This window comes from Microbacterium sp. BWT-B31 (genome assembly GCF_041379855.1).
Classification (GTDB): Bacteria; Actinomycetota; Actinomycetes; order Actinomycetales; family Microbacteriaceae; genus Microbacterium.
Genome location: NZ_JBFECU010000010.1, coordinates 21,704 through 34,032 on the forward strand (window position 1 = coordinate 21,704; position 12,329 = coordinate 34,032).

The 12,329-nt window shown below is 69.2% G+C and carries 12 protein-coding genes; 4 read left to right on the top strand and 8 right to left on the bottom strand.

Annotated features, from left to right (window positions below):
• Nucleotides 1-67 precede the first annotated feature (67 nt).
• From AB1K54_RS11420 to AB1K54_RS11445, 6 genes are read right to left on the bottom strand one after another with little or no spacing between them, the layout of a single operon-like run.
• Nucleotides 68-925, bottom strand: coding sequence for a MurR/RpiR family transcriptional regulator (locus AB1K54_RS11420; RefSeq protein ID WP_371202873.1), 858 nt, complete (start codon nt 923-925; stop codon nt 68-70).
• Complete coding sequence (gene phnE, locus AB1K54_RS11425) at nt 906-1,778, bottom strand: phosphonate ABC transporter, permease protein PhnE (RefSeq protein WP_371202874.1); 873 nt, start codon at nt 1,776-1,778, stop codon at nt 906-908. Before phnE (AB1K54_RS11425) ends, AB1K54_RS11420 begins: the two co-directional genes overlap by 20 nt.
• Nucleotides 1,775-2,590 (bottom strand): phosphonate ABC transporter, permease protein PhnE, encoded by an 816-nt coding sequence (gene phnE / locus AB1K54_RS11430; protein ID WP_371202875.1) that lies wholly within the window; start codon nt 2,588-2,590, stop codon nt 1,775-1,777. Before phnE (AB1K54_RS11430) ends, phnE (AB1K54_RS11425) begins: the two co-directional genes overlap by 4 nt.
• Nucleotides 2,587-3,420: a phosphonate ABC transporter ATP-binding protein gene (phnC, locus tag AB1K54_RS11435; protein WP_371202876.1), complete on the bottom strand. Its 834-nt coding sequence runs from the start codon at nt 3,418-3,420 to the stop codon at nt 2,587-2,589. The genes phnE (AB1K54_RS11430) and phnC overlap by 4 nt, the downstream gene beginning before the upstream one ends.
• A 34-nt stretch (nt 3,421-3,454) precedes the next feature.
• Complete coding sequence (gene phnD, locus AB1K54_RS11440; RefSeq protein ID WP_371202877.1) at nt 3,455-4,468, bottom strand: phosphate/phosphite/phosphonate ABC transporter substrate-binding protein; 1,014 nt, start codon at nt 4,466-4,468, stop codon at nt 3,455-3,457.
• Between the two features lies 1 nt (nt 4,469).
• Nucleotides 4,470-5,168 carry an HAD family hydrolase gene (locus tag AB1K54_RS11445; RefSeq protein ID WP_371202878.1) on the bottom strand — a complete coding sequence of 233 codons (699 nt, stop codon included), beginning with the start codon at nt 5,166-5,168 and terminating at the stop codon, nt 4,470-4,472.
• A gap of 138 nt (nt 5,169-5,306) precedes the next feature.
• Here AB1K54_RS11445 and AB1K54_RS11450 point away from each other — a divergent pair, with 138 nt between their 5' ends.
• The 4 genes from AB1K54_RS11450 to AB1K54_RS11465 all read left to right on the top strand — a co-directional run bounded on the left by AB1K54_RS11450 (nt 5,307) and on the right by AB1K54_RS11465 (nt 9,074).
• Nucleotides 5,307-5,948 carry an amino acid deaminase gene (locus AB1K54_RS11450; RefSeq protein ID WP_371202879.1) on the top strand — a complete coding sequence of 214 codons (642 nt, stop codon included), beginning with the start codon at nt 5,307-5,309 and terminating at the stop codon, nt 5,946-5,948.
• 61 nt (nt 5,949-6,009) lie between these two features.
• Complete coding sequence (locus tag AB1K54_RS11455; RefSeq protein ID WP_371202880.1) at nt 6,010-6,828, top strand: alpha/beta fold hydrolase; 819 nt, start codon at nt 6,010-6,012, stop codon at nt 6,826-6,828.
• Nucleotides 6,829-6,876: 48 nt separating this feature from the next.
• Nucleotides 6,877-7,899 carry a cell division protein ZapE gene (gene zapE, locus AB1K54_RS11460; protein WP_371202881.1) on the top strand — a complete coding sequence of 341 codons (1,023 nt, stop codon included), beginning with the start codon at nt 6,877-6,879 and terminating at the stop codon, nt 7,897-7,899.
• Nucleotides 7,900-8,171: 272 nt separating this feature from the next.
• Nucleotides 8,172-9,074, top strand: a complete 903-nt coding sequence (locus AB1K54_RS11465) for an alpha/beta hydrolase (RefSeq protein WP_371202882.1) — start codon at nt 8,172-8,174, stop codon at nt 9,072-9,074.
• Nucleotides 9,075-9,185: 111 nt separating this feature from the next.
• On the opposite strand, the gene AB1K54_RS11470 is transcribed toward AB1K54_RS11465, so the two are convergent.
• Both AB1K54_RS11470 and AB1K54_RS11475 read right to left on the bottom strand, forming a co-directional pair.
• Nucleotides 9,186-9,881 (bottom strand): DUF998 domain-containing protein, encoded by a 696-nt coding sequence (locus AB1K54_RS11470; protein WP_371202883.1) that lies wholly within the window; start codon nt 9,879-9,881, stop codon nt 9,186-9,188.
• Nucleotides 9,882-10,148: 267 nt separating this feature from the next.
• Nucleotides 10,149-12,323: a family 1 glycosylhydrolase gene (locus AB1K54_RS11475; RefSeq protein ID WP_371202884.1), complete on the bottom strand. Its 2,175-nt coding sequence runs from the start codon at nt 12,321-12,323 to the stop codon at nt 10,149-10,151.
• Nucleotides 12,324-12,329 lie beyond the last annotated feature (6 nt).

Consider the following 12,329-nt stretch of genomic DNA (forward strand, 5'->3'; position numbering starts at 1 on the left):
GTCGGGAGCCTCTCCGGCCGGCGCTTACCCTTGCCGCCCGCGGGTCGCCGGGGGCGACGTCGCCGCGTCACTCCGAGAGCGAATGGCTCAGCACCGACAGCGTCGCCGCCTGCGCCGCCTGCGCGCTCGCCCCGCGTCGCGCCACGAGCAGCCCCACAACCGACTCGGTCACGAGCATGAGGGCGGCACGCGAGGTGTGGACCAGTTCGTCGCGGAACGAGTCGTTGATGGGCGCAACCACGAGGGTCACGTCGGCAGAGTCTGCGACCGCCGAACGCGGGAACGACGTGATCGCGAGCACGCGCGCGCCGCTGGCACGCGCCTCGGTCATGACCTCGAGCGTCGCACGGTTGGCGCCCGAGCCTGACACCACCAGGCACGCGGAGCCGGGGCCGAGCTGCTTCGCTGCGATCTGCTGGCCGAGCGTGTCGGGCAGGTACTCCGCCGGGCGCCCCGCCGAGATCAGCCTCATCGCGAGATCCAGGCCCAGGGGCGACGAGAGTCCGTTCGCCGCCACCAGCAGCCGCTGCGCCTGATCGATCTCGCGCACGAACGCCTCGACCCCCTCCTCGGTGAGGGCCGACACCGTGTGGCTCAGGCGCGACGCGAACCTGTCGACGGCGGCCCGCAGCGCACCGAGCATGGTTGCGTCCGTGGTCTCGGCGGCGTTCCCCGCGAGCGCGACCTCGCGGGCGAGCGCGACGCGCAGTTGGGGGTATCCGTCGTAGCCGAGGGACTGCGCCGTGCGGATGACACTCGCCCGTCCGACGCCCACGAGATCGGCGACCTCTTGCGCCGTCCGGTCGATCGCAGCCTCCACGTCGCTCGCGATCGACTCGGCGACGCGGCGCTCGCTCGCGTGCAGCGACGGGGCGAGCATCGCGATGCGCGTCGTGGGCGGCGTGTCAGTGGATCCCGACCACATCGCGGCGTCCTCTCGGCGATCGGCGGGCGTCCCGCACTCGGGCCCCCTGGGTGATCCGGCGACGGATCGCGCCGGACGCGGCATCCATCAGCATCGTCGCGACGACCACGACGATCAGCAGCATCCCGACGGTATCCCATTCGCGGAAGTTGGTGTAGTTCGCCAGCATGCTGCCGATCCCGCCTGCTCCGACGAGCCCGAGGACGGCGGAGGTGCGGATGTTGATCTCGAAGCGATAGAGGGCGAACGACAAGATCGCGGGCGCCGCTGCGGGCCACAGCGCCCAGCGCGCGACCTCTGCCGTACCGCCGCCGGCGGCGCGCACGGCCTCGGATGCCCCCTCCTGCACCGACTCGATGGCTTCATAGACCCACTTGCCCTGCGTGCCGATGCCGGCGATGCCGAGAGCGAGCGCGCCGGTGAACGGCGTGAGGCCCGTGACGGTCAGCAGAAGCAGGGCGATGATCACCTCGGGGATGGCGCGCACCACGGCGAAGACCGCGCGAAGCGGCACGCGCAGCCAGACCGGTCCCACACCGCGGGCGGCCAGCATCCCGAGCGGGATCGACACGAGCACGCACAGGATCGCACCGATCCAGGCCATCGAGATCGATCGCCAGGTCTCGAACAGCGCGCGAGGCAGCTTCTCCCAGTTCGGGTCGGCGAACATGAGCCTGCCGTAGTGAAGGAGCTGCCCGGGGATGGCGCCGAGGTCGCTCCAGTCGATCGGCAGGCCCGCCGCCGCGGCGAGCACGACGACCCCGACGATCACCGCGACGAGGGTCGGCGCAAGGCGCGACGGGTGCGCGGGAAGGTCGACGCCGAGCCGGCGGGCGGACGCGTTCAGGCTCATACGAGCCTCCGCCGCAGGTAGTTCGAGAACAGTTCGATGAGCACGACCACGACCAGGATCTCGAGCACGATGACGGCGACGTCGTCGTACGCGTAGAACGCCCGGCGCTCGTCGAGCAGCCGGCCGATGCCGCCCGCCCCCACGATGCCGAGGATCGCCGAGATGCGCACATTGAGCTCGAGGGCGTACAGCCACTGGTTGGCGAACAGCGGCCACGACTGCGGCAGTGCGGTGACCCGGTTGATCTGGGTCTGCGTGCCGCCCGCCGCGTGCCCGGCCTCCATATACCCGTGGTCGGCGGAGTCGATGGCCTCCGACACGAGCTTGACGACGATGCCGATGTCGAAGAGGAACAGCGTGAGCACACCCGGGAGGGCGCCGACCCCGACCATTGCGACGAGGATCGTCGCGTAGACGAGGTCGGGCACCGACCGGATGATGTTGATTCCGGCGCGCAGGATGCCGCGGGTGGCGCCGTTCGGATTCGTCGGCGCGGCCGCCCAGAGAGTCAGCGGCACCGACACGAGGGCGGCGAAGAACGCTCCGACGAGCGCCATCTGGAGGGTCTCGAGCATCGGCTGCAGGGTGCGCGGCAGGAACGAGAAGTCGGGGTGGAGGAACTGGACGAGAAGATCGGAGCCGTTGTCCCAGTTGCGGATGAGCGCGCCGAAGTCCAGCTCGATGCCGCCGATCGCCGGGAGGCACGTCGCCGCGGTGAATGCCGCGAAGGCCAGTACGATCAGCGCCGTACGCACACGCGTGCGGGGTTTGTGCGGCAGGGCGTACTCTGCCGTGTTCGTCGGCGTGCTCATCCGAGCCTGTCGTTGGGCTGGATCGGCCGGCCGTAGATCTCTTCGAAGTCGGCGTCCGTCGCCGCCGCGGCGGGTCCGTCGTAGACGAGCTCGCCCGCGCGCAGTCCGATCATGCGGGTCGTGTACTGCCGCGCGAGGTCCATGAGGTGGATGTTCACCAGCACCGTGAGCCCCTCCTCGGCGTTGACGCGCCGCAGGTCGTCCATGACGGCGTGCGCGGTGGGCGGGTCGAGGCTCGCGACCGGCTCGTCGGCGAGCATGACGCTCGGCTGCTGCGTGAGCGCACGCGCGATGGCGACGCGCTGCTTCTGGCCGCCCGACAGCTGCCCCGCGCGGATCCAGACCTTGTCGAGCATGCCGACCGAGGCGAGCGAGTGCAGCGCGAGATCGCGGTCGGTCGCATTCGTGATGCCGAGCAGAGTCCGATAGGTCGGGGTGTGGGCGAAGCGCCCGACGAGCACGTTGCGGTACACGTTGGTCCGGTCGGCGAGGTTGAAGCCCTGGAAGATCATGCCGATGTGGCCGCGCAGGCGGCGCAGCGCCCGACCGCGCATGCCGGTCACGGAATGCGGGCCGACGGTGACGGTGCCGCTCGTCGCGGGCACGAGCCCGTTGATCGTGCGGATGAGGGTGGACTTGCCCGATCCCGACAGGCCGACGATCGACACCATCTCGCCCGCCGCGATGTCGAGGCTCACGCCCCGCAGCGCTTGGGTGCCGTTGCGGTAGGTGACCGACACGTCGTCGAGGCTGATCGACCACGAGGCCGATGCGGGCGCGGAGGCCGAGGGGGATGCCCCGGCCTCCGCGCGCTGCGGATCAGTGTGCATGCACTGACTCTCTCAAACCACGTCCGCCGATCGCTCAGTTGGCGAACTGGGCGAGGATGTCGCCGTAGCGGGTGATCTCCTCGGGCGCCGTCTGGTCGGTCCAGTCCGACAGCCCGACCAGGTCGAACATCACGGTCTTGGCCTCCTCCGACGAATCCGCATAGCCGTCCATCAGCGTCGTGAGCTTGGCCACCAGGTCGGCGGGCAGCGTGTTCGAGACCGCGACTCCGCCGTTGGGGATCATGTCGGTGTAGGCGAAGGCGACGACCTTCTGCGCGACGTCGGGGGCCTCCGTCGTGACGCTCGTGCGCGCGTCCCAGTAGCCGAAGCTCACCTCGGCGTCGCCGTTGTACACGGCGAGCACGGCGTTGTTGTTGCCCTCGACGGGGATCTGGGTGATGTCGCCGTCGGTGTCGATCCCGGCCTCGCGCATCGCCACGACCGGGTACTGGTAGCCGGCGGGCGAGGTCGCCGCCTGCAGCGCCACCTTCGTGCCCTTGCTGATCTTCTCCAGCGCGTCGAGCGCGGCCGGTCCCTGACCGGTGGCCTCGGCGCCCTCCTCCTCGATGCCGTTGCAGTACGACAACTCGATCCCGCTCGCGGCGTAGGTCGACATCGCCGGGGCGTCGTCGCAGTACTTGTCGGGGTTGTTCGTGTACGCGACCGAGGCGTACGAGGTCGCGCCGAAGCGCACGTCGCGCAGGATGAGCTGGGCGTCGTAGCGGTCCATGGCGTTGTAGAGCGACCCGGCGTCGGTGATGATGACCTGGGCCTGGTCGGTGCCGAGCGCCTCGACCGTCGCCGCGTAGTCCGACGCGACGACGCCCTTGACCTCGATGCCGAGGTTCTCGGAGAGGTAGGCGGTGAGCGGGTCGAGAGCTTCGGCGAGGTCCTCCCCCTCGACCGACGGGACGAGCGAGATCGTGATCGACTCGGGCCATTCGGTGTCGGTCCCGGCGGCTGCGGGCGACTCGGCGCTGCTCGAGCAGCCGGCGAGGGCGAGGGCGGCCACGGCCGCGATGCCTGTGAACATCAGGGACTTACGCATGTCAGATATGCCTTTCGAGGGGGTGTGTGTCGGACGGACTGGATGCCGCGGCTGCGGCCCAGGCTTCGATGTCGGTGTAGAGGTCTGCGAGTGTGCGCCCGCGCAGCGTGACCGGCGCTGCGGCGCGCTCGGCGGTGACTCCGACGAGCGCGGTCGCGGCGCCGAGGCTCATCGCGGGCGCGAGGTCGAACTCGACGATGTCGCCCACCGACAGCACGGGGCCTGATGCGAGCGCGTCCTCGAGGATGGGCACGAGTCCGGCGGGCTTTCCCACGGTGAAGTGGAGGGCGTCGAAGGCCTCGACGACGCCCCAGCGGGTGAGGATGGGCACGATGCTCTCGCCGGGGGCGTTGGTCGCGAGCAGAAGCCGCGCCCGGGCGCCGACACGGGCCAGGAACGGCGCGAGCCCGGCGGGCGCGTGCACCTCGGCGGCCGCCGTGCCGAGCAGCGCGCGGGACGCGTCGTAGGCGGCGCTCAGTTCGGCCTCGGGGACGCCTTGCGCGGATGCGAGCGAGCCGACCACGTCATAGCCGTCGCGGTGGTCGGTTTCTCCCGCCTCGAACTCGGCGAGCGCGGTGAGCGCGCGTGCGACGAACCCGTCGTCGCCCGCGCGCTCGGCCACCGCGTGTGCGAAGGCGACGATGGGTCCGGCGCCCAGGGCGAGGGTGCCGTCGAAATCGAAGACGATGGTGTGTGTCATCGGGTCTGCTTTCCGTCCGATCGGGTGCGGACGTTGCGTCCATGGTTGCACTTGATTGTGGACGAAATGGCCAGCGCGCGGTTAACAGTGTGTGAAATCGCGCGCACGACCACTCGGCCGACCGTCTAGCCTGAGCGGATGCTGCAGACCATCGAAGCCCTCGGCGCGCTCGCCCGGCACCACCCGCACGCCGCGCTCGACGCGCACGCGTGGCTCGGCGAGGCGATCCGCGCCGACGCCGCAGCCGGGATCTTCGACGCCTGGGGCCGCTCGACCGTCGTCGACGAGAACCTCGGCGCCGCCGTGATCGAAGAGCCGCTCTTCGATGCCCTGCACGCCCGTGCGGGCCTGACGGCGACGTGGCCCGAGGGCAACGCCGGACTGCTTCACGTGTACGGCTACCTCCTCTCCACGGTCATGACCCCCTACGGCCTCAAGCGCGATCGCTGGCTGGACGGGCAGCTCGCACGCGCGTGCGGCCTGCCGTCCGAGGCGTTCGCGCCCTGGGCGGGCGAGCGCACGCTCCTGGACCGCGTGACCGAGGCGGCGGCGCACATGATCGAGCGTTGCGCCGTGCGCACACAGCACCTCGACGGAGCCCGGGCGATCGTGGCGGTGCATCCGGATGCCGGCCCCGGCGCCGTCGCGTACGCCATCGCGTCTTCCGCCACCGCCGCGCCGAGGCTCGTGACGATATTCCCCGTCGCCGACACCGCCCAGGCCCTCGCGCGCATCGACGCCGAGCCTGCCCGCCTGCGGTGGAACGCCCTGCTCGGGTGAGGCCCGGAAGGCGGGCGAGCGCAGGTCGGAAGCCCGTTCGGCCGACGCATACCCTTGTGGTGTGCGCGTCGACGATCTGATCCTCCCCTTCGCCGTCTCGACCATGGGAGATGCCCCGACGCAGCCGGCGATCGTGCTTCCCGGCGGTCCCTGTCGCGGTCCCGAGTACCTCGCCGGCCTCGCGGGTCTCGGTGAGGACCGCGCCCTGGTGGTGCTCCACCCGCGGGGAACCCCGAGAAGCGGCGGCCTCTCGCGCGGCTGGTGGACCGACGCGTCGGATGTGGTGGCGCTGGCCGATGCGCTCGATCTCGACACGGTGGACATCGTCGGCCACTCCGCAGGCACGCGACTCGCGCTCGCCACGGCAGCTCAGCACCCGGATCGCGTGCGCTCGCTGGCGCTGCTCACCCCGCCCGCATCGTGGCTCACCGGCACCGTCTCGGACGCCGAGGCGCTCGCGGCGACATTCGCCGACCCGGCGGCGCGCGAAGCCTTCGCCGCGCTGCAGACCGACGATCCGCAGACCGAGTCCGAGTTCACCGAAGCCTTCCTACGGGAGGCGCCCGCCACCTACGCCCACTGGACCGAGGTCGAACGCTCGCACGCCGAGGTCGGCACGATGAGCCTCGCGGCCGCCCTGGCGTGGTTCACAGACATTCCGGATGCCGCGGCCGACCGCATCCGTTCGACACCGCTGCCCCCGACCCTCGTCGTCGGCGGGGACCGCGACCTGCTGACGGGCCTCCAGCCCGTGCGGGACTACGCGGCGGTGCTCGGCGCCGATGTGCGGTTCATCGACGACTGCGGCCACTACCCGTGGATCGAGCAGCCCGCGGCCTTCCGGCGGATTCTCGCCGAGTGGCTGACCACGCGCGGCTGAGAGCCGCGATCCGTACGCCGCGGCGCTACGGTGTGGCACGCTCAGAGGGTGCGTTCCAACAACAGGCTTGTTGTCGGCGTCGAGAACGCCGCCGCGCGCAATGGCTTCGCACTCGATACCGCTCAGCGAGCGCTGCTCGAGCGGCTGGCAGTCCTGGGCGCAGATCTCGATCGCAGCTCCTTGCGGCGGTCGCCGCCGCGCAGTCTCTACATTCATGGGGACGCCGGGCGAGGCAAGTCATGGCTGGCTGACGCCTTCTATGCGGAGCTGCCACTGGCCAAGAAGACCCGCGTGCACTTCCATGGCTTCTTCGACGATCTGCACCGCAGCATCCACGATCGCCGAAGCGAGCGAGACGCCGTCGAACGCGCGATCGACGACATCACCCAGAACACCCGCCTGCTCTTCTTCGACGAACTCCACGTGCACGACTCCGGCGACGCCCGACTCCTCACCCGCCTGCTCGATCATGTCTTCCAGCGGGGCCTGATCGTTCTCGCGACCTCGAACTACGCCCCGGACGATCTGCTCCCGAATCCGATCTGGCACCACATCTTCGAGCCCGGCATCGCGCTCATCAAGAAGCACATGGACGTGTGGAACCTCGCCGGTCCCGTCGACTACCGCACCGTCAATGAAGAGCACGACCACGGCTTCGCCGCCGGCACCTGGACGACGACGCCCGCCCGTTCCGGCGCACCGGAACAGCAGACCCGCACTGTCGTCAATGGACGATCATTCGCGGTGACGTCGGTCGCCGACGGAGAGTTGGTCGCCACGTTCGAGCAACTGTGCTCGGCAGCGACCTCGACCGTCGAGTACCTGGACTGGGCGCGATCCTTCTCCCGGTGGGTCATCACCGACATACCTTCATTCAGCGCTGTCGACGCCGAGGCTCAGCAGCGGTTCATCAACCTCGTCGACGTGCTGGCCGACGCCGAAATCGCCGTACGGTTCTCGTCGAGAGTCGACCTGTCCGGTTTCCTCGCGGACGCATCCGAACGGCCCGACGCCTTCCGGATGGCAAGCCGCCTCCAACCCCTCCGGACCACAACCCGATCGAGTTGCTGACGCCGCGTGCAACCACGACGGTCAGACACGACGATCGACTGTTATCGGATCTCACAAGAGTTGTCGCAACACGAGGCAGCTGATCCGGGGTGTTCTCGCGCTGGTTGTCGAGTCAAGCGGCCAAGGTGTCGTACGAGAACTGTCATCGTCCGTCGACGAGGTCGCGCTCACCTATCAGAAGACCTACGTATCAGAAGGAGCGGACTCGCCCGATTCGTAGCGATACCCGCACGGACCGGGCTCACGGAGCGAGTCGCTGAGATGATGTCTGGATGACTGTTGTTCCGGCGGCGTTGGGGGCGGCGAGCGGTAGCGCCCCGAAGGCCCCCTACGTGATCAGCGAGGAGAAGCTCGAAGGCCCTCATGGCGTTCTTGGGGTTCGCGCCTACCTGCCATCGGCTGCCGCAGGGCCGGGGATCGTATGGGTCCATGGTGGAGGCTTCGCCAATGGGGACCTCAACATGCCTGAGTCCGATTGGGTGGCTCGGCAGTTCGCCGCACGCGGCATCGCCGTCGTCTCCGTCGACTATCGACTCGCACCGATCCCCGCGGAGTGGGCAGCACGGTCGAGCGTTCCGGCCCGGGACGGTGTCCACTACCCAGTGGCATCCGAAGAGGTCGAGCATGCGTTCCGCTGGGCGGCGGCATCGGGACTCACTGCCGGAGAGTGGGCCCTAGGGGGCGCGAGCGCTGGCGGCAACCTCGCGACAGGGGCCTGCCTGCGACTCGTCCGCGGCGATGGTGTTTCTCCTGCTTCGGTCGTGCTCGCCTATCCGACGTTGCATGCCGTGCAGTCGGTTCCCGGCGCTGCGCTTCGGGCGAAGCTGGACCTGAACCCTAGCGCCGATCGGTTTGGCCCGGAGTCGGTTCGCGCGATGTACGAGAACTACCTCGGAGCGTCGATCGCAACGGCGGACGTGTTCGCCGTGCCGGGATTGGCTGCGGCTCACGATCTGAAGGGCTTTCCGCCGGTGATCATGGTCACTGCGGATGTCGACGAGCTGCGCGTTTCCGGGGAGGCCTTCGCGGAGACTCTTCACGAGGCGGGCGTAGCGGTCGATCTCCGTACGGCTGTTGGCGCGCAGCACGGGTATCTCAACGTTCCCGAAGATTCCGCGGCCGCCCCCACGATCGACGCTTTCGCCGCGCACATCCATGGCAGGCGGGACGGCTGACCCGCCCTGACCATCTTCGATCCCCTGTGATCGGCGTTCCGCTACCAACGGGTTCCCTGGACCGCAGTTGCGAAGGCGATCCGGCCGTGAGGCGGCCGGTTTCAGTGCGAGTCAGGCCTCCAAGGCGAGAACAGCTTCGTCGCGACGAGCGTCCGCGGCGGCAGCAGATTCTGGCTTCCGCCGCCCGGCGACGAGTAGGCGCACCCCGAGGACCGCACAGACGACGAAGAACGAGTCGATCGCCAACCGCTCCGGCAGGCCCGGGCCGAGGATCGCGTGCGGGGCGACGGTGACCCAATACATCGATGCCGCGGAGACCAGCGCCGCTGCGATGAGAGCGAGGCTTCCGGGCTTCGAGACCCTCCACAACGCCAGGCCGAGCAGCACGATCATGACGTCCCCGGCGGTCACGGCGACGAAAGCGGCCAGTCCGTGCACGGGAATCGCCCGCACCCCGCCTTCGATTGAACCGGGGACGAGCCCGACCAGCGCGATGCCGGCACCCGTGACGAAGGCCAGGGTGAGGATCGCGCCTCGGAACCGAGGGATGAGCCGGTAGCCGATGACGGCGGCGAGGATCGTGAGCGCGCCTTGGATGATGAGAGAGGTGTTCATGACCTCGTGCAGGGGCGAGCACACGTAGCGCACGGCGTACGGGCCGCAGGTGCGGATTCCGAGGTCGCTGATGTAGTTGTCGAACAAGTCGTAGGCCGGGTCAGCCCACGCGGCGGCGACGACGAAGGTGCAGACGAAGTACTGCAATGACGCGAGCAGCAGCACGCCGGCCGCCAGGAACCGTCGTCTCACGCCCGCGCGGGTCGCGCCTCTCGATGATCGATCGCCCATTTCTCTCCATTTTGCCCGCATGGGTTTGGTGCGGCTCGAGCCGCACGTGACTGTCTCAACCTTATGGCACCAGTGCCAGATTTCACGTCGAGGACGCGACGGCGAAGCCCGCGCGTCAGGCACACCAGCGCCGACACCGGGACCTCGTTTGGTCCTCGTGGTCCGTCTCGCGCTGGCCGAGCCGGCTGTTGCAGCTGGGGTAGATGACCGGCGCGTCGCCAATAGCTCTCAGACGAGGAGCTTGTCCCTGAGCTGCCGGAGTTCCTCGCCGGCGAGGCCATTGGCCAGGAGGTACGCGGCGACGGTGCAATGGTCGTGCCGGATGCTCGCGAGCACCTCTTCGATGTAGGCGGCGGGTGATGACAGCATCTCGTTGATGACGCTGTCAGGGATGGGAGCACCGGCCGGGGACTTCCCGCGGAGATCGCCGACGACCTCGGCGAGGAATCCGTCCCCGAGCCGGTCGGCGGACTCCGCGTAGGTCCGCACGATATCGTCGTCACGCACCCCGAGGGCCGCGAGCAGGACCGCGATGAAGACACCTGTGCGGTCCTTGCCTGCCGTGCAGTGCGCGAGCAGCGCTCCTTCTGCGGCCGCGACCTCTCTTATTCCTGTCACGAGCGCAGGGCCTCTCTCGTTCACGATCTCCTGATAGACGTCGCGCAGCGTGTACGCGGCACCGGCGTCGGCCGCCGCGCCTACGGCAGCTCCTGCGCCCGTGCGGCGGGGCGTGTGCAGCGGAACGTGGACCAGGCGCACAGCGCCGATCTGATCAGGCGCACGGCGCACCTCGTCCTCTCCTCGCAGGTCGAGGACCGTGGTGACTCCCAGGGCCTCGAGCGACTCGCGACCTGCGTCGTCGAGCTTGTGGAGCCCGGCACTGCGGTACACCACGCCATCTTTCACCGAGCGCCCGTCGACCGTGCGCAGACCGCCCAGGCCCCGTGCGTTGCGCACGCCGGGCAGGTCGATCTCGGTATGGTCGCCGTCCAACTCCTCGGAGGGAACAGGCGGTACGGTCCCGGTCCTCACGGCTTCGGCCAGCCAGCCGAAGGATGCCTTAGGTGTGCGCACCTGGGTTTTCGGATCGACGTGGATCAGCCCGAACCGTTGAGCGAAGCCTGCCATCCACTGGAAGTTGTCGAAGCTCGTCCAAACGTGGTACCCGCGAACGCGAGCGCCATCGGCGATGGCTTCGCTCAGCTCCGCGAGGGCCCAGCCCATGTACCTGATCCGGCCGTCGTCCTGCACGAATCCCGCGAGATCCGCGGTCTCGGGATACCCGACCCCGTTCTCGGTGATGTAGATGTCAGGGTGGTCGGGGTACGTCTGCGCGATCCAGTCGAGCGCGCGACGGAGGCCGCCTGGGGTGAGCTGCCGGTGGGCCCCTCCCCAGGGCAGGCCGGGGGCGGGCACGATCGCGAATCCCAGACCGGCGGTCGCCGGGGCGAGGCTGGCGAACATCGCCCCGCGCGGAGGAAGATCTTCGAGGTGCGCGGCCGCGCGCTCAACCGAGGCCGCGCTGTACAGCGAGTACCAGTTCAGTCCGAGGACGTCCATGGGCTGAGCGATGGTCTGTTCGTCACCGTCGCGGATGAGGTCGCCAAGGGCCGCGGCCATCTCCGGCAGGTGGCCGCGGCCGAGCATCGGGTTGAGAAAGAGCCCGCCTTCGAAGTGCTCGGCGCGTTCTGCGGCGCGTACGTCGTCGAGGTGCGTCGTCGCGGGGGCCACGCCGCTCTGGCTCAGGATCGTGCCGATCTGGCCGGTGACGCCCGCCGCGCGCAGCGCCTGAATCGATCGGCCGTGCCCGAGCAGCAGGTTGTGCACGGTGACCAGCCCGGCCGAGCCTTCCTCGCGCGCGGGAGGGAGGAACCCGGCGACGTAGCCGCCGAGCGACGGGTGGCTGGGCTCGTTCATCGTGAACCACTGGCTGACCCTGTCTCCGAAACACGCGCCCACGACGGCGGCGAGCTCGGCGAGCCACTCGGCGAAGTCGCGCTCCATCATCCCGCCGCGATCCTCGAGCCACTGCGGGGTATCCCAGTGGTAGAGGTTCAGAGCCGGCGCGATGCCGCGTGCGAGGAGCCCATCGACCATCCGCTCGTAGTAGTCGAGTCCTGCCTGATTGACCGTGCCCTTGGAATCGGTGATGATCCTCGACCACGACACGGAGAACCGGTGCGCTCCGGCGCCGAGTCGCTGAAGCAGATCGAGGTCGTCATCGAGGCGATGGTACTGATCGATCGCGATGTCACCGGATGTGCCGTCCGGGGTCTTCAGCCAGGTGTGCATGGCGGTGTCCCACACCGACGGCGCCTTGCCGTCAGCGTCCCACCCGCCTTCCACCTGGTAGGCGGCAGTCGCAGTGCCCCAGACGAATCCCTCGGGGAATGTATGTGTCATCGATCT

Coding starts and splice junctions, on each gene's coding strand:
- AB1K54_RS11420 (WP_371202873.1), bottom strand. CDS start 925: ATGTGGTCGGGATCCACTGACACGCCGCCCACGACGCGCATCGCGATG.
- AB1K54_RS11445 (WP_371202878.1), bottom strand. CDS start 5,168: ATGACACACACCATCGTCTTCGATTTCGACGGCACCCTCGCCCTGGGC.
- AB1K54_RS11450 (WP_371202879.1), top strand. CDS start 5,307: ATGCTGCAGACCATCGAAGCCCTCGGCGCGCTCGCCCGGCACCACCCG.
- phnD (WP_371202877.1), bottom strand. CDS start 4,468: ATGCGTAAGTCCCTGATGTTCACAGGCATCGCGGCCGTGGCCGCCCTC.
- AB1K54_RS11465 (WP_371202882.1), top strand. CDS start 8,172: ATGACTGTTGTTCCGGCGGCGTTGGGGGCGGCGAGCGGTAGCGCCCCG.
- AB1K54_RS11475 (WP_371202884.1), bottom strand. CDS start 12,323: ATGACACATACATTCCCCGAGGGATTCGTCTGGGGCACTGCGACTGCC.
- phnE (WP_371202875.1), bottom strand. CDS start 2,590: ATGAGCACGCCGACGAACACGGCAGAGTACGCCCTGCCGCACAAACCC.
- phnE (WP_371202874.1), bottom strand. CDS start 1,778: ATGAGCCTGAACGCGTCCGCCCGCCGGCTCGGCGTCGACCTTCCCGCG.
- phnC (WP_371202876.1), bottom strand. CDS start 3,420: ATGCACACTGATCCGCAGCGCGCGGAGGCCGGGGCATCCCCCTCGGCC.